This is a genomic window from Vibrio sp. THAF64, assembly GCF_009363455.1.
GTDB classification, from domain to species: Bacteria; Pseudomonadota; Gammaproteobacteria; order Enterobacterales; family Vibrionaceae; genus Vibrio; species Vibrio coralliilyticus.
On sequence record NZ_CP045355.1, the window covers coordinates 1,729,144 to 1,744,358 of the forward strand.

The 15,215-nt window shown below is 40.7% G+C and carries 18 protein-coding genes and 1 pseudogene; 14 read left to right on the plus strand and 5 right to left on the minus strand.

The window, feature by feature from the left end; all coding sequences use genetic code 11:
• Positions 1 to 153: 153 nt before the first annotated feature.
• From matP to FIU99_RS07960, 5 genes are all read left to right on the plus strand, one after another.
• On the plus strand, positions 154 to 600 hold the full coding sequence (gene matP, locus FIU99_RS07940) for a macrodomain Ter protein MatP (protein ID WP_006962156.1): 447 nt from the start codon (positions 154 to 156) through the stop codon (positions 598 to 600).
• 9 nt (positions 601 to 609) lie between these two features.
• On the plus strand, positions 610 to 921 hold the full coding sequence (locus tag FIU99_RS07945) for a DUF3634 family protein (RefSeq protein WP_006962158.1): 312 nt from the start codon (positions 610 to 612) through the stop codon (positions 919 to 921).
• 154 nt (positions 922 to 1,075) lie between these two features.
• Entirely contained in the window at positions 1,076 to 2,293 is a 1,218-nt protein-coding gene (locus tag FIU99_RS07950; RefSeq protein ID WP_039952612.1) for an HDOD domain-containing protein, read from the plus strand.
• Positions 2,294 to 2,525: 232 nt separating this feature from the next.
• Positions 2,526 to 2,927 carry a GFA family protein gene (locus tag FIU99_RS07955; RefSeq protein WP_043007955.1) on the plus strand — a complete coding sequence of 134 codons (402 nt, stop codon included), beginning with the start codon at positions 2,526 to 2,528 and terminating at the stop codon, positions 2,925 to 2,927.
• Between the two features lie 3 nt (positions 2,928 to 2,930).
• Positions 2,931 to 3,557, plus strand: a complete 627-nt coding sequence (locus FIU99_RS07960; protein ID WP_039952383.1) for a LysE family translocator — start codon at positions 2,931 to 2,933, stop codon at positions 3,555 to 3,557.
• 62 nt (positions 3,558 to 3,619) lie between these two features.
• Here the strand turns inward: FIU99_RS07960 and FIU99_RS07965 are convergent, their stop codons facing one another.
• Positions 3,620 to 3,802: a hypothetical protein gene (locus FIU99_RS07965; RefSeq protein ID WP_006962169.1), complete on the minus strand. Its 183-nt coding sequence runs from the start codon at positions 3,800 to 3,802 to the stop codon at positions 3,620 to 3,622.
• 1,244 nt (positions 3,803 to 5,046) lie between these two features.
• On the opposite strand from FIU99_RS07965, the gene FIU99_RS07970 reads away from it, so the two are divergent.
• From FIU99_RS07970 to FIU99_RS07980, 3 genes are all read left to right on the plus strand, one after another.
• Positions 5,047 to 6,156, plus strand: a complete 1,110-nt coding sequence (locus FIU99_RS07970; protein WP_152472161.1) for a hypothetical protein — start codon at positions 5,047 to 5,049, stop codon at positions 6,154 to 6,156.
• Positions 6,157 to 6,269: 113 nt separating this feature from the next.
• The gene (locus tag FIU99_RS07975; RefSeq protein WP_081305514.1) at positions 6,270 to 7,049 is read left to right on the plus strand and encodes an ABC transporter substrate-binding protein; all 780 of its coding nucleotides are present in this window, start codon (positions 6,270 to 6,272) and stop codon (positions 7,047 to 7,049) included.
• 116 nt (positions 7,050 to 7,165) lie between these two features.
• Positions 7,166 to 7,474 (plus strand): hypothetical protein, encoded by a 309-nt coding sequence (locus tag FIU99_RS07980; protein ID WP_019276071.1) that lies wholly within the window; start codon positions 7,166 to 7,168, stop codon positions 7,472 to 7,474.
• A gap of 45 nt (positions 7,475 to 7,519) precedes the next feature.
• Here the strand turns inward: FIU99_RS07980 and FIU99_RS07985 are convergent, their stop codons facing one another.
• The 3 genes from FIU99_RS07985 to FIU99_RS07995 all read right to left on the minus strand — a co-directional run bounded on the left by FIU99_RS07985 (position 7,520) and on the right by FIU99_RS07995 (position 8,932).
• The gene (locus tag FIU99_RS07985; RefSeq protein WP_152472162.1) at positions 7,520 to 8,092 is read right to left on the minus strand and encodes an NAD(P)H-dependent oxidoreductase; all 573 of its coding nucleotides are present in this window, start codon (positions 8,090 to 8,092) and stop codon (positions 7,520 to 7,522) included.
• A 62-nt stretch (positions 8,093 to 8,154) separates the two neighbouring features.
• On the minus strand, positions 8,155 to 8,499 hold the full coding sequence (locus tag FIU99_RS07990) for a MerR family transcriptional regulator (protein WP_099609268.1): 345 nt from the start codon (positions 8,497 to 8,499) through the stop codon (positions 8,155 to 8,157).
• Positions 8,500 to 8,599: 100 nt separating this feature from the next.
• The gene (locus FIU99_RS07995) at positions 8,600 to 8,932 is read right to left on the minus strand and encodes a hypothetical protein (RefSeq protein ID WP_006962185.1); all 333 of its coding nucleotides are present in this window, start codon (positions 8,930 to 8,932) and stop codon (positions 8,600 to 8,602) included.
• A 254-nt stretch (positions 8,933 to 9,186) separates the two neighbouring features.
• Here FIU99_RS07995 and FIU99_RS08000 point away from each other — a divergent pair, with 254 nt between their 5' ends.
• The 6 genes and pseudogenes from FIU99_RS08000 (at position 9,187) to FIU99_RS08015 (ending at position 14,237) form a co-directional block, all read left to right on the plus strand.
• Positions 9,187 to 10,197 carry a substrate-binding domain-containing protein gene (locus FIU99_RS08000; RefSeq protein WP_152472163.1) on the plus strand — a complete coding sequence of 337 codons (1,011 nt, stop codon included), beginning with the start codon at positions 9,187 to 9,189 and terminating at the stop codon, positions 10,195 to 10,197.
• Positions 10,198 to 10,255: 58 nt separating this feature from the next.
• A pseudogene (locus FIU99_RS27745) lies at positions 10,256 to 10,564 on the plus strand (hypothetical protein); the annotation flags it as partial.
• Positions 10,561 to 10,728, plus strand: a complete 168-nt coding sequence (locus FIU99_RS27325) for a hypothetical protein (RefSeq protein ID WP_172974050.1) — start codon at positions 10,561 to 10,563, stop codon at positions 10,726 to 10,728. The pseudogene FIU99_RS27745 and the gene FIU99_RS27325, both read left to right, overlap by 4 nt.
• 270 nt (positions 10,729 to 10,998) lie before the next feature.
• Positions 10,999 to 11,397, plus strand: coding sequence for a hypothetical protein (locus tag FIU99_RS08005; protein ID WP_152472164.1), 399 nt, complete (start codon positions 10,999 to 11,001; stop codon positions 11,395 to 11,397).
• A 331-nt stretch (positions 11,398 to 11,728) separates the two neighbouring features.
• Complete coding sequence (locus FIU99_RS08010) at positions 11,729 to 12,028, plus strand: hypothetical protein (protein WP_152472165.1); 300 nt, start codon at positions 11,729 to 11,731, stop codon at positions 12,026 to 12,028.
• A gap of 397 nt (positions 12,029 to 12,425) precedes the next feature.
• Positions 12,426 to 14,237 (plus strand): ATP-dependent endonuclease, encoded by a 1,812-nt coding sequence (locus FIU99_RS08015; RefSeq protein WP_152472166.1) that lies wholly within the window; start codon positions 12,426 to 12,428, stop codon positions 14,235 to 14,237.
• Between the two features lie 297 nt (positions 14,238 to 14,534).
• On the opposite strand, the gene FIU99_RS08020 is transcribed toward FIU99_RS08015, so the two are convergent.
• Positions 14,535 to 15,050, minus strand: coding sequence for an adenylate kinase (locus tag FIU99_RS08020; protein WP_152472167.1), 516 nt, complete (start codon positions 15,048 to 15,050; stop codon positions 14,535 to 14,537).
• Between the last annotated feature and the right edge of the window lie 165 nt (positions 15,051 to 15,215).

The following is a 15,215-nucleotide window of genomic DNA, read 5'->3' on the forward strand; positions in this document are numbered from 1 at the left end:
TACTTGAAAAGGTCAGAAATTATATAGAAAAACGGCTAAGTATGACATAGCGAATTTAATGTGATGATCTAGGTCGATTTTTCTACAATAAAGATTGTAACTAATGTGATGCTGAGTTACGCTGTCACCCAAATTGAATGGAAACTGCTTACAATGAAATATCAACAACTTGAAAATTTAGAATGTGGTTGGAAGTGGACGTATCTCATCAGTAAATGGAAAAATGGAGAGGCGATAACTCGGTATGTTGATACGAGTGAAGCAGAGGCCGCGGTTAATGAATTGCGCCATTTAGAGCATGAGCCAACAAAAGTGTTGGAGTGGATTGAGCAGCATATGTCGCTTGAGTTGGATAATAAGCTCAAGCAAGCCATCCGTGCTAAGCGTAAGCGCCATTTTAACGCGGAGCAAATCCATACCAAGAAAAAATCAATCGATTTGGATTATCGCGTTTGGGAGAAGCTTTCGACTCGCGCAAACGAACTGGGCTGTACATTGTCTGATGCCATTGAATACTTGCTATCTGAAGCATCACGCAGTGAGAAAGCCAGCAAAGCGGTCAATAGCCTCAAAGAGGATTTGAGTAAGTTACTAGACTAAGGAGCATGTATGCTTTACGTGATTTTGGTTGCTGCAATTGTTGTATTCTGGTTAGTGGCGGTTGATAGGCCAGTGTTGCGTGTTCAGTTTAAGTCTGGGCACATCACCAAAGAAAAAGGGCACTTTCCTCCAACTTTTCGCCACAATATATTAGATATTGCAGAGCGCGATCCTTTTGATGGTGAGCTGAAAGTCTATCAGCAACGCACAGGTTCCAAGTTGGTTTTTTCAAAGCAAGTTCCTAAGAAAGTGCAGCAACGGATAAGAAACGTATTTCCACATCAAGGCTTTCGCTCTAAAGGCAAAAAGAAAGCACATTAAGATCAGTTACACCTAGAAAGCCCCCAGCTAATTACTGGGGGCTTTTCTTTTACAAAGGCAGTGGTTTTTATTCATTCATTTTTTGGCATATCAGTAAATGGAGCGGCATGTTGTACTAGTATTACATCTATCACCCAGAGCAGAGCTTTTACACTTGTTACTCACTAATAAGAAATACAATGAAGAGGCTAATCAGCTTGCGAGCAAAATTGCGGCATCGACTAGAGAACGTTATGCCAAATGGCTGGTAAGTATAAAGTATGTGCTTGATCAGTCTGATGTAGATTCTGTGCTTAGTCGTCAGAGCGAGTTTTGCGATACAGTGATCCTTAACGAGAAAGAGCGCGTAATGAAAAACCAGCGGCTGCTACTCGAGTGTGAAAGCAGTAAAGTCGAGGAGAGGCGTCAAGCGGCTGAAGAAAGGCAAAAGATACATGAAAACGTAATCGGGGACATTTCAGAATCCGCTATTAATAGAATGATGGACAAACTATCTGAGCTGGAGGTTTTAAAGCTCTTTGGACGTTTTCCCGATTTTTCATATTTTTTGAGTACTGCTTATTCGCCTTCGGTAAGTTACAGCAAACTTGACGTTTTAGCCGTAAACGATAACCAACTGAAAAACAATCTTTTCGAACTGGGTAAGAATCCCAAGTTTTGTGCCCGCCTCGGAAAATCTGTAAGGAGTTTTACCGACACGAAGATGGCGATAGGACTTCTAGGGATCGACAATAGCCGAATTCTGTTTCCAATACTAATGGTTAAGCCTTTACTCAGATGGGATGAGCCTACTACCAAACTGATTGCCCCTAAGCTATGGCAGCATATGATTTTGACTGCAAATGTTACTCGATTTCGCTTGGAAGAAGCCGAAGTCAGATCGCCAGAACAGGGGGTAGCAATTGGCACTTTACGAACTATTAGCCAGTTTGCCATAGTGAACAACTTTCCAATGATGTTTGAGGATGCATTGGTTGAGCGAATGCAGTTCTATCGTGATAAAAATCTTCGTGAAGAATATTACGCTTGCGCAGAAATTAAGCCAATAATGAGCATTCTCCCTGATGTTATTATTGGCTTAGAAAAATCACTAACGCGTAAAGTCGTTGAGTTTATAGATTGGTCACCTACAAACGTACATTTAAAAAATGCTCTCTTAGAAGATTTGGAAGATACTCCGATGTTAGAGAGGAGCCCTTATGGTGTTGCATTGGCTCAAGCTCAGGCTTACTCGATATACGATGCTCTTGAGCGTAGCAACGTATTTGTTGAGAAACATAAACCTTTTTGGTTCGCTAACGTACAAATGCCGCCAGATGCATTAAAGGCCATTCGCAGCAGTCATCCAGGGCGCATTGAGTTAAGTTCTTAGGCTAAATAGTATACTTTCTAAAGCACTATAACTAAAAATATTTGCTAATCTGTAAATAGGTTAGCCATAACTTACTGAAGGCTCAGAGTGTTACCTCCGACAAATTCAGCCAGTAGAAAGCTGAAAGTACAATTCCGTGATGTTACACACGAGTTATGATTACGTTTGCACATTATCTCTCAGGTTTTATTAAAGTGATGAATGTCATTATTGATTTGAGGGAGTATGCATAATGAAAGGTACTTGTCTGTGTGGTTCTGTTGAAGTGCAGGCTGAGGAAGAACATGAAGTCAGTTTGTGTCATTGCAATATGTGCCGACAATGGAGTGGTGGACCATTACATGCAATACATTGCCACTCGAAAGTTCAGTTTTCCGGAAACTCGATAAAACGCTATCGGTCTTCGGAATGGGCAGAGCGAGGTTTCTGTTCCACCTGTGGTACCCATCTTTTCTATTATCTTATACCTGGTGATGAATACGTCTTGTCGGTGGGCTTGTTCCAAGAACATAGCTTTTCACTTAAAAACGAAATCTTTGTCGATGAGAAGCCAGGTTACTATGAGCTGAATTCAGGATCTCATAAGATGACCGCACAACAGGTTTTTGAACAATTCGCGCCAAAGGAGTCATAAGTAATGTTTCCGATGGATGTCTTTGTAACTTACACACTTGCTTGTATTGTGCTCGTTTTATCTCCTGGGCCAGATAATTTGCTGGCAATAGGGCGAGGGTTAAGCCAAGGAAAGTTAGCTGCTGTGGTATCAGGTAGTGCCTCCGGTACAGGTATACTGTTTCACGTCTTGGCTGCAACATTTGGTTTGACCGTCTTAATTCAGACTTCAGAGTTAGCTTTTTACATTGTCAAAACGGTTGGAGCAGGTTACCTGATATGGTTGGGCGTTAAGGTTATTCGAAATCGTCAGTTGTTTACGTTGGAACCAGCTAAAAAACAACCATTGAAAGTGATATTTTCGACTGGATTCTTGTCTGCATCGTTGAATCCAAAACCTGGCATGTTCGTGTTAGCGTTTATCCCGCAGTTTGTTAACCCCGATTTGGGATCAGTCACCATACAAATGATAGGTTATGGAGTATGGTTTGCTGTACTTACCGGATTTGGTTTTTCGTTAATGGGTGTTTTTTCATTTCAACTCTCAGATTGGTTTCATCGTAAACCTAAGCTTGTGACATCAATGAATCTAGGGGCTGGAGCCACTTTCATTGCATCTGGGCTAGCGGTGGCATTCATGAAGCAAAAATAGGTTGTTTGTTCATGTTAATAAAAAAGAAGCTCTCAGCGCTGTCGTTGAGAGCTTCTTTTTTATCATGATTCGATAACGATATCAGAGTCGTCCGTCGTAAACAGGTTTGCTTTGTTTTGTTTGATGAGCTGTGCCGCGTATGAAGGGGTGACAGCATGAACATCGCCTTTAGCTTTTAGTGTATATGCTTCCCAAGCTTGATCACGGTATTTACCAGTTTGAGTATATTGAATTAGTACTTTCATCTTGACCTCACTATGTAACGGTTGGTGAACCTAGTTTTAACAGTAATGCGATCATTCCAGTTATGCACCCGCTAAAAATGCAACATAAGATTAACCTCTTTAGCAATATTATGTGGCACGGCATTCGCAACATTGGCTTGTTTGACTAGAGCTTCATTTACGAGTTTGATGAAAAAAGTTTTGGGATTAACTTCTCAATTATAAGTATTTATATCACTAACTGGTCTTACATGTATTAAATTTGGATTATTGCTAGATTATTAATGATTATGCATATAAGTAATTGAATTTAAAACTTTGATCGATTCATTTTAAAAATTTAAAGTATTGATTGTGATTAAAACATAAAGATTATTTCTATATAAATGACCGTTAATCGACTTATATAGATTCAAGTGTCTATATGCCAAGCTTTTTGCTGAACGAGCCTCACAGAGATGCATTGTGACTGCTTTCATAAAAAAATGAATTTGTTACTGTAAGCGGGCCTTGGTAATAATCCAAGTGCCTTACGTTTGCTGTTTCGGGTAAGCAGGCCGGCTCTTAATGAGCCGGTTCTTTTTTATTTTTACCTTTAAGCATGTCTGTTTAGAGCTGTACTCGTTTCGGCCCCCTAGTTCGACAACATCCTCGACAGAACGTCATTTTCTGGCTTATCTAAGCTCCTAGCCAACAAGATGTACCATTGCAAATTCAATTTAATGACGAAACTCTAAACTTTTAACCACTTCTCATCTTCACGTAGAGCAATGATTTGTGAACAGGTTTACTTCGGGTTAGTTCACATGCAAAGCTAATGATATTTTTGTTATTCATGAGGCTATGGCTATGGTGAATATGTTGAACGGAAATATCCTGAAGACACCTTACGATCACTTTCTATGAAAGTTTCTAGGCTCAGTCATGAGCCTTTTTTTCGCCTAACGCATAGACACGATGCATTGTCATTTTCCTGAAGTTTTTCAGCCATCGGATTGAAACATCGCACGGTTATCTTGCTCTTGGCAATCAGGCAGATGCTATGTCGCCAATCATGTTACATGCTTTCATCCAAGGCTATAGCGATTGGAAGCTCCACTTTTTCACCGCTCATCTTATGAGCGGTGCTTTTTACTATCACCATTCATGTGTTTCCATTTATCTAGTAAAACATCAACTTACATAAAGACTACATATCACCGACAGTAACTTACATTTTATCCATTTATATTGCTCCTGATTATTAATTAGCAACAGGAATGCATATGAATATAAAACTGCTCACGTTACTAACCGTTCCAATGGTGACGCTAGCTGGGGTCAGCTCAGACTCCATGTTTAAATCGCTTGTAAAAGATAAGCCTAAGGCCGATTACGTGTTTAGTGCTCAGGAGCGTGCAGAATTGCTTGCAGAGAGGTTACCAATACTTAGCTCTATGCAACTAACCTATGAAGGACAAACATACTCCAAGATAATATACGCTGATGAGTATGGTCGGGATACGTTAGTGCAACTAGAAAGTGTATCAGGAAAAACCGTCACTTTAATGATTGATGACATGTCAGATGCCGATGCAAGGTGCCTTATTTACTCTGATAAAAATGAACTTGATAGCTTTGATTGTGGCCCCAAGAAAATTGCAGTGTCCTCGAACAAAAGCTTGGTGGAATCGCAAACACAATTGGGCATGAAAACCCTGCGCTTGGAGTATCACCAAGAGGCACTTGAGTACCTTACGATGATCGGCTCTACCATCTTGACTCCGATTGTGACGCCAGCAGAAGTAAAGATAAAAACATCGTTTGCATTTGATGACTTTTATAATGATGCAGTGTGCGGTGGTCATTGCCAACAACGTATTGAGTCGACATTAGGTGTGACTACTTTCACTCAATTACAATCAATAGTGGATCAATATCAGGGAACACCAATGACCATGGTATTTGACAGCCATATTGGTGGTAGCGCGGATGACGACATCAATATGTATACAGGCTTGCTGATCAAAGACAACAATATGAATACGTTGGTCACTGAGAATGGCTCCGTATTCTCTGGAGGCACAGACCTCTTTGCTGCAGGGAACAAGCGTACTCTGGAGCGAGCCAGTGATGTAGGTCGGATTGAAATGGCTCAGCAAATAGGAGTTCATAGCTGGTTTGATGATGACTTAAAAAAATCCGCTAAGCAGATTCCTTACACGGACGAAAGCCACCGTAAACAGGCCACATACTTTACCCGAGTTATGGGTGACAAAGGCATCGACTTCTATTTGTTTACACTGGATTCTGCGCCAGCGCAGGGTGCGCATTGGATAACAAAATATGAGTCAGATAAGTATGACTTCATTAACGAAATCATCGATCAGCCGTAATGTATTAAAATGGAAGGTATCAGCAAGCTACGTGTTTGTATCTGCGAAGAATTTATAGGACATTCACACGATCACGCTCTATGCTTTCTTTAGTTAAGTGAAAGGTAGAGCGTATGAATCAACTTACTCGCAAACTGTGCCTCTTTCTGGCGATGGCTTCTATTTCCATTCATGTTTCAGCCACAACAACGATCAGGCTGGCTTACTCAGATGTTGAATCTTATCCGTTTCAAATGGGAGATGGCGCTGACGTTGCCAATCCGCCTGGCTTAGCGTTGGATGTACTTAACCAAGTTGCCAAGAAATTAGACCTTAACATCGAGTATATACGCCTTCCAGGTAAACGCGTTCTGCAAGATATAGGAGCAGGGAAAGTCGATGGAGGGTTCATCTTTTCCTACAACTCACAACGGGCGAAATATGCTCGCTATCCAACAAGTGATGGTAAACCTGATGGGAGTAAACGTATCGCTACCATAGGGTATTACTTCTATACACTTGACGACAAACAACTCAATTGGGATGGAGAGAACCTAGCAGACACCGATCAAAAGGTCGGTGCGCACTTGGGTTTTTCTATTGTCAGAGAGCTAAAGAAGAAGCAGCTAAAAGTTCACGAAGTCAAAACAACTGAACAACTGTTTAATATGCTGCAATTGGATCGTTTATCCGCCATTGCTGTCCAAGATACGATGGCTCAGCAGTTTTTGAGTAGTCAGAAAATCAGCAACATTAAACAAGTCCAACCTGCGATTACAACGAAGAATTACTACCTAGTATTGAGCCACGATTTTGTTGATGTGAACCCTGAATTGGCGAGAAAAATTTGGAGCGAAATTGAAGAATTAAGAGACGATACGTTTTCAAATCAAGGAAATAAGTATTTAGAGTAAATATCAAATACCATAGGTGACGATGTCACATTTTGTGTCTATAAAACCTGTTGAACAGGTGGTTAGTGAGAGCTAGACTGCTCATCTTTACGCCGTAAATGCTAATTAGGTAAATTATGCAAAAAATATCTCTTATCGCTCTATTGATCGGCTCCACATTTCCCGCGATGGCGGCGAATAATCCAAACATTGAATTCATGACTCACATTACCTGTAAAATGGGAGGATGCACCATGGTTTGTACGTCTGCCGAAGGGAAAAAGGACGTGAAAGCAAAGGGGATTAACAGTGCCGATGTAGTGACATACAAAAGCGGTACTGTGCAGCACAATTTAGTTGTTGGCTTTCAAAAAGTGGTGGTGACGTCACCTGCGGGTACTGAGTCTTGTACTCTAAACAACATCGATAAAATAGAAAATCAGTAGATCATTAATACGGCGAATAACGTTCAATGTTATTCGCCCAAACAGCTAAACCATTCGAGATGCTAGTTCGCGCACGTTTGCTTGCCAATCCACGATCTTGTCGTTATCTACAAAACTGGCAGAACATAGAAAAACCGGTTCTAAACACTCTATCCCACAAAATTGAAGCGTAAATTGATTCAGCTGTGCCAAAACTGGATCTGCCTGCACTTGAGCGTATTCTTCTGGAGCATCCATCGTCAGAATTAGTTGAGATGTTTTACCTTCTAAAAGTGGAATTACGTTTGGGTTGCCACTTTCATATTTAAAAGCGAATCCAGGTAGAAGAGAGCGGTCCATCAAGCCTTTAAGTTTAGCTGGTATGCCTCCCCACCAAATTGGGCTCACAATCGTGATATGGTCCGCCCAGAGAAGCATCTTTTGAAACTCTAGCAAACTAGGCTCAAGCGTTTTCGAAGAGTCGTATCCACCAGAGAGGTCTGGGTCAAAAGCCATTGATTCTAAATCTAATCGACGAATGTTATGAACGGGTGTCAAACCGCTTTGATAAGTATTAGATATTGTGTGGCAAAGGCTTTGTTGCTTTGGGTTACCGTTTAGTATTAATACGTTTCTCATGATCTTCCTCCTTTGAGTGAGATCATGAGTGTAAAGTCTGCCCATAAGGGGAGAGTCAATCACTATTCACATGAATTGATCGCTTCAATACAGGACTCTACATTTTTAAGCCTTTCGGCGAGTAGCGTTTGTTCTCGCAATAATCTTTTTCTTACCTCAACCAGAAAGCCTTCAATGCGCTGCCAGTCAACTTGATTGTTCTTGTAGACGATGATGCCCTTAAGCTCAGAAAGTTTAACTCCGAGAAGCTTTGCCTGAACAATTAGGTTAAGAATGTCCACATCTGAATGTTTGTAGATTCTGTAGCGCCCTTGGCGCTGTGGCGTTTGGATAAGCCCTAACTCTTCGTAAAGCCTGATGGCTTTTATCGACAAGCCGGTTTTGCGGGAAACTTCACCTATAAACATGAAACCTCTGGGAACGTATGAGTGTTTAAGAGCAAACGATGATGTGATGGCGCATTTTCACAAAGTAGGGCAATGATGCATCGTTACCAAACTAGAGAAATCAAACATACTCTACAAATAAATGCTTCTTATAATGCTCATCAATCAGCTCACGTATCTCTTGAACAAAATACTCATGCTTTTCGTAAAACTTGTCACCGAGCAATAAGGTGTGCTGTACGACGTCATTCACTAACTCAAGTCGGGAACTTGGCAGCAAAAAATTGGTTTTATCATGCCTGATTTTAACCAACAGATCTCCAAGCCTTCTCAGCTCGGCCAATATGGCCTTTTGTGCCAAGCCTTTCTTATGCATATGGGCTTCCCAGAACCAGATGATCAAATGATCTTCACAAGCAATGGCTTTACTGTCTGGCTGGTTAATGGTATCCATTCGAAATAATCCGTTGTCTATAGATGCAACATAGTCATGCGCATTTTTTACTCATCTTGTGAGTCACTATGCATACATGAACGCAATAACAATGAACTTTATCAAAATAATTGAATATGAAAAAGTCATGCTTACATAGATTTACATAGGCAAGGTTGGTGCAATAGCTACCTAAGTTCACTCCCAAAATTCGCTTTATGAGCTAACTTTTTAATATAGGTAAAACTCTAAAGCATATTAAGGGTAGGGTTAGCATGATCAGCTATATAAGAAACATGACTATTTTCACTCTGTTACTCAGCTTTGCTAGCCTTTCTGAATCAAAGCTATTGCGTTTTGCCGTCGTCCCCAAAGAAGAGAACAACCCATTTTTTGAGGCAAGCCGAGAAGGCTGCATGGCTGCTGCAAAAGAGCTCAAGAATGTAGAATGCGTTTATCGAGGCCCTAAAAGCGTAGATATACGTAAGCAAGACAAAATCATTTCTGACTTGCTGGATGAAGGCGTAGACGGTATTGCTATTGCGGTGCCTCAGGGTAAGTTTATGCTTGAACACAGTATGCAGAAAGTGCAAGAACTTGGTATTCCGGTGATCACTTATGATGCTGACTTCTCAACAGAAACTTTAGCTAGGTATCCGAAATTAAGAGCGGCTTATATAGGCACTAACGACTTTGATTTAGGAAAGGCGCTGGGTGAGCAACTTAAGTCTCAACTACCGAATGGCGGGACTATCCTTATTCAAAGCGGTCGGCCTGATTCACCGAATTTAAATCTCAGAGTGATGGGAATACGCTCAGCGCTATCAGGCAAAGAGTACGAGCTACCTCCTGGTGAGCGCCTAAAAGGAGAGAACGGCTGGACGGAGTTTAGTAAACCACTTCACAATTTCGGTCAGTTTGATAGGGCCCTTGAGGATCTCAAAAACGTACTCAACTCTTATCAGGAACGCGAAATTAACGCCATCGTGGCCGTAGGGGGCTGGACTCAGTTTTTAGAAGAATATAGAGATGTCGTTACCCCCCACAAACAGGCCATACTCGACAAAGACATCGTTATCATCACAGCAGACACAGCCCAAGAACAACTCGTGTATCTAAAAGACAACCTAGCGCACGGCAATGTCGGCCAAAACCCCTACGAGATGGGCAGGCAAGCAATATTGACCCTCTACAAACTTGTGAACAAACAAGCCGTAGAGGAGATGATGTACATCCCGATGACTTACTGCACGCCCGACAACTATCAGAGTTGTACTAAGAATTAACTTCAGGGATGTAAGTATGTACAGCTGTATAAGTTCCAAGAGAACATAATTTAACGCCAAACTAGACCAGAAGAAACATCAGGCGGCTACAAAAAGAGGCGAAACCCAACCAGTAGCCTCGATGAAGTCAGTATCAAAGAGCGCGGCTTCAAAGACGAGTTTATCCTGCTTGTTGTCTTTATTCCGCTTATGATTGTCATTCATTCCTGATTACGCGCCGTATGTCGAACAAGGCTTCGAGGCGCTACAGGCTATTCCCGAACCCTATTGGTATGTCGTTGGCGCGGTCGTCATCGATACCCTTGGCATGCGCGCCATGGTTCGCTACTTACTCGAGTTCTTCTCAGGTAAGTTCAGGGGGCAATGATGGGACTACTGGACGCAATGCTCATTTCCTTAATCACGGGCGTCGTCTCAAGCGCGGGGACGATTGCGGCGCTCAAAACCGACATCAACTGGATAAAGACAGGTGCAGCAGGACCAAGAACGATGTGTTCTATTGGATTCCGTTTTTTGTCTTACCCATTTTAGGGGGAGGATTAGCACAAGTCTATGTAGCTTCAGATACATATTTAAGCCCTCTTTTGGCAGTAAATATTGGTGTATCAGCCCCTCTTATGCTTCGAGCAATGGCCCAAGCGGTTCCAGACCATGTGGTCAATACCCCGCCGAACGCGTAGCTCGCAGCCTAGTAGGTTTTGCCTCATTAATCTAATTAGCACTTCTAAGTTAGAAGAAATGGATGTATTTATTTTCAAAGTTAGCGTAGTGCATTTTTTGTGTTCATGTTTGGAGTAAATTATGAGTGATGTAATCGGTTCTATTGGTCAAGCAATAAGTTTGGCAAAGCGTTTGCGTGAAATTAGTAAAAATATAGAGGATGCAGAGTTCAAAAATCTGCTTGCAGATCTCAATTTAGAATTGGCTGATACAAAACTCGCCTTGGCTGAAGTGATGGAGGAAAATTTCCAACTAAAAACAAAAATCAATGAACTTAAAAACTCTCAAGGAAGTAACTTAAATGACCTTGTTTATAAAGGTTTCGCTTACTACACAGAAGATGAGGATGGACCATTTTGTTCCGCTTGCTATGAGGTAAGAAGTCAGCAAATTCGTTTGAGCAAAGTTACTGGAGCATTTACTACATTCGGCCACCACAAATGTCCGTCATGTAATGAGTATTATGGAGGCTCGGTATAAAAGTAGTGCATAGATGTAGTTAACTCTATGGCCGCGACGGATGAAGAAGACGGCAAAGTGGCTGGGGATTCTGACAAGTCGACCTTAGGGCATATACTCAAATGAATCATTTCAGTGAAATTTCTTTTGAGTTTGCATAATAAATTGATTTATATAAAATTATTAGTTTTTATATTAATAAAATTGCATATATTATTGAGTGTGATGTTACTCGTTGTTATCGTCGGCGATCATTTGGAAGAGGCATAATTTGCCCTTTGGTTTGGGTTGGCTATGGGCACATGAAGCCATTTCAAAATGCGAATACTCAACAGCGAAAGAGGTTATAAATATGGCAATTGCGCAATACAAACTAAAAGCACTTGATGAATTTGAAAAACGAATTGATGAGTGGGGGTATGGGGACTTTGAAAATAGAATCACTGAGCTTAGGTCTAATACCAATTTCCAGGACGCAAAAATGGCCATAATAGAAGGGCATAAAGCTGGTAATTGGCCTAAAACTGTAAAAAGGTATCTGCTAACAAACTACCAATCATTTGGAAATGTTAGTTGCGAATTCATTGATATTTTCAACGAGATCATTGCTGGTATGAGTGAAGATGAGAGACGAAACTGGAGTCTCAAATAACTTTTAGATACCTCCAATAAATCACTCCCACCACTTAGGGTGTCCTCTGTGGTGGGGTTAATTGCTTCCAATTGTAACCGTATTTCTCGACCTTAATTTCCCGCTATACCGGCCAACGAATAATTCCCAAAAAAGAGGTTTGTTTCTGTGTAAGTTAGACCAGCCTAGAGAAAGCAACTTTTCTTGTCTTACACCAAGACTATATCGTGCAGTTTTGAATAGTAGAAATCGATAGCTCTTTCAAGCGTTTTATTGGGATTTTCTCACCAGTTGAAATAGTGCCACTAGTTTCACATGCATTCATGATCTGGGTCATTAACTAATACACGAGCGCCGTTCTATTATGCCTTAAAGTTTTTGAGCAGCCTTTTTTAACATACTGATAAGGGGAGTTTAAATGAGCCGAAGGTTTCCTAAATTATATTCACTCAAAGTGAAAAATTTCCGATGTATAGGCAGTGAAGCTGTCACTGTTGATTTGGATGATATCGTTGTTTTGGTCGGGGGCAATAATGCTGGAAAAAGTACTATTCTACGAGCATATGAGCTAGCAGTTTCCAGTGAGAAAATGTCTCTTGATGATTTTTATAACAAAAAGATTGATTCAGAAAATTTACCAGAGGTAGAAATACATACATTGGTAGACGGAGCTACAGCACCAAAGATAGATCTGTGGTGTGAGCCTATCGGAGAAGACCGATTTTTGGTTAAAGAGCGCTGGATATGGAAAAATACAAAGGATAAGCCATCACGTGTCGGCATGAGGGTAGACAAAGGGGAGTGGGCTGCAGACGACGACAAACCTAAAATGCCTTGGGCTACCGATAATGTTGCTTCAGCAAGAAGACCAAAAGCGCATAGAGTTAGCACATTTGACTCACCTGAGACACAATCTGAGGCAGTTAAACAAATTGTAAACGTTTTGCTCGAAGATCGTATCAGAAATTACAAACCGACCACGAGTCCTGACGATTACAACTCACTAGTGAACAAGTTCGACGCATTAAAAAAAGAATTTACTGATGTGAGTAAAGCTGAGGTAGGTGGTATATCGGAAAACATTACACAAATTGTAGAGCGTGTTATCCCTGGTTATGAATTTAAATTTACTATCGATGAATCTTACAGTGACGATTCTCTAAAAGTATTCGACTCTAGCGACATAAACATATCATTTGGCGACAAAAAAATAATGTTACCAATTGAAAACCATGGAAGTGGAGCTAGAAGAACAATCCTTTGGGCTGTTTTAAAAACAATCGCTGAAATGGGCTATCAAGCAAAGCAAGCCACGCGAGGCAATAAATATCAGAAAATAGAGGAAGGGAGAAGTCATTTGTTACTCATGGATGAGCCCGAAATTAGTCTTCATCCAAAAGCAATTCGTGAAGCGTGCGATGTGTTATATAGCTTACCAGAGACAGAACGTTGGCAAGTCATGCTTACAACTCACTCGCCTCAGTTTATAGATTTAACTCGCGATCATACAACCATAGTAAGAGTTGAGAAAAATGCTACTGATGTAATACAAGCGACAACACTTTATCGACCTGAGAGCATCAGCTTAACAACGGACGAAAAAGAGAATCTAAAGCTACTGAACCTAGTTGATCCACATATGCTTGAATTCTTCTTTGGAGGCAAAGTTCTACTAGTAGAGGGTGATACAGAATATTCTGCATTCAACTACATTATTGAGAAAGAAAAAGAGTTAGGAAACGAGGCTTATAGTGACTTATTGATTATAAGAGCGCGTGGAAAAGTTCAAATAGCCTCTTTGATGAAAATACTAAACCACTTTAAGAAGAAGTATTTCGTCCTCCACGATACTGATGTTCAAAGGACCTTCAGGAGAAAAACAAAAACTGATGACTCGGGGCGAGAATACATCGAGCGTCAAGAAATAGCTAACCCAGCATGGACAAACAACAAGAAAATACAAGACGCGATGACTGAGCATTCTACAGTGTACGCATCTTTAGTTAACTTTGAAGTCGCTTATTTTGGAGAATCAGTAGAAGGTGGTAAACCATTAAATGCAATTGAGAAAATTAATCAAAAAGAACATTACAGCACGATTAAGTCGTTGCTTGATGGAATCCTGTTTGAGGAACAACTTCCTGATAACTCAATTAAGTGGAAAGATATTAGTGAACTAGAAAAATCAGTGAGTCAATTCATGTCTATTCATGTTGAAGAGCTAGAGTGAACTAGCTAGTACTATATGATTAAGGTTCCACTTTATAGTGGAACCTTAAAGCGGACCGAAGAAAACCACTTTTATAGACCAAGGCTATATCCTGACTAAATTAATGTTATGAGTGCGCATTATGTATATTATGTTAAATGTGGTGTTCGTCTACGTGAAATCTAACTCTTTTATTGCCATTACTCCTCTCTTTTTCGAAATCCATTCAACATAATTGGATTTACCATAAAATACCTAATATACAACTTAACCATCTATCGATGATTAAGTTGTATATTACGAATCTTCTTAAACCCATTACTTGATGTGGTCACGTGCAAAATTGTTTAACTCTGAAATGGATCGGATGACGTGTAGAGATTTGTTTGTCGAAATGGATTCTAACCTATGCATGAACTTGTCATTCCAAAACTTTGGGCTGAGATTTAAGAATCGATAACTTTGGATTGTGCCATTCCAGATTGAGCTTCCATCTGGCCAACCTTCAGGTTTAACTATTAACCCTTTTAAAAGCCTCTTGGTGACGAGCCAATAACTCGTGATGTACGGAAGATCGATGTAAACCAAGGTGTCAGCTTCATCTAGTCTCTGGTTAAACGACTCTATTGGCCCAAGTCCGTCGATTATCCAACTTTCGGTTTCGAGGATATTGTTATGGGCATCTTTGAACGTTTCTACATCAATCTGCTCACCATTTTTCTTGTAGACGATCGAATCAAGTTGATGCAATTCAATGCCTGTCTCGCGTGCCAATTGTTTGCTCAGCGCTGATTTTCCGCTTCCTGGCTTGCCAAAAACTGCGATTTTCTTCATGTTACCTCCTTATTGTAGGACTGAACCCACGAGGCAGATACAGAAAACCCACCTCGATTCGGTGGGTTTTAAAAATCTAACGCGTACTGCTTCCCACCATTCCTATGGAATGATGGTAATTCGGTTTGAGTGGCGCTTAAGATCTCTATTCATAATTTCATCCTC

Bases quoted from the DNA above. Each gene is read 5' to 3' on its own strand.
- FIU99_RS07945 (WP_006962158.1), top strand. From the start codon at position 610: ATGCTTTACGTGATTTTGGTTGCTGCAATTGTTGTATTCTGGTTAGTG.
- FIU99_RS27325 (WP_172974050.1), top strand. From the start codon at position 10,561: ATGATGGGACTACTGGACGCAATGCTCATTTCCTTAATCACGGGCGTC.
- matP (WP_006962156.1), top strand. From the start codon at position 154: ATGAAATATCAACAACTTGAAAATTTAGAATGTGGTTGGAAGTGGACG.
- FIU99_RS07975 (WP_081305514.1), top strand. From the start codon at position 6,270: ATGAATCAACTTACTCGCAAACTGTGCCTCTTTCTGGCGATGGCTTCT.
- FIU99_RS08005 (WP_152472164.1), top strand. From the start codon at position 10,999: ATGAGTGATGTAATCGGTTCTATTGGTCAAGCAATAAGTTTGGCAAAG.
- FIU99_RS07980 (WP_019276071.1), top strand. From the start codon at position 7,166: ATGCAAAAAATATCTCTTATCGCTCTATTGATCGGCTCCACATTTCCC.
- FIU99_RS07995 (WP_006962185.1), bottom strand. From the start codon at position 8,932: ATGGATACCATTAACCAGCCAGACAGTAAAGCCATTGCTTGTGAAGAT.
- FIU99_RS07955 (WP_043007955.1), top strand. From the start codon at position 2,526: ATGAAAGGTACTTGTCTGTGTGGTTCTGTTGAAGTGCAGGCTGAGGAA.
- FIU99_RS07970 (WP_152472161.1), top strand. From the start codon at position 5,047: ATGAATATAAAACTGCTCACGTTACTAACCGTTCCAATGGTGACGCTA.
- FIU99_RS08015 (WP_152472166.1), top strand. From the start codon at position 12,426: ATGAGCCGAAGGTTTCCTAAATTATATTCACTCAAAGTGAAAAATTTC.
- FIU99_RS08000 (WP_152472163.1), top strand. From the start codon at position 9,187: ATGATCAGCTATATAAGAAACATGACTATTTTCACTCTGTTACTCAGC.
- FIU99_RS07960 (WP_039952383.1), top strand. From the start codon at position 2,931: ATGTTTCCGATGGATGTCTTTGTAACTTACACACTTGCTTGTATTGTG.
- FIU99_RS07965 (WP_006962169.1), bottom strand. From the start codon at position 3,802: ATGAAAGTACTAATTCAATATACTCAAACTGGTAAATACCGTGATCAA.
- FIU99_RS08010 (WP_152472165.1), top strand. From the start codon at position 11,729: ATGGCAATTGCGCAATACAAACTAAAAGCACTTGATGAATTTGAAAAA.
- FIU99_RS08020 (WP_152472167.1), bottom strand. From the start codon at position 15,050: ATGAAGAAAATCGCAGTTTTTGGCAAGCCAGGAAGCGGAAAATCAGCG.
- FIU99_RS07990 (WP_099609268.1), bottom strand. From the start codon at position 8,499: ATGTTTATAGGTGAAGTTTCCCGCAAAACCGGCTTGTCGATAAAAGCC.
- FIU99_RS07985 (WP_152472162.1), bottom strand. From the start codon at position 8,092: ATGAGAAACGTATTAATACTAAACGGTAACCCAAAGCAACAAAGCCTT.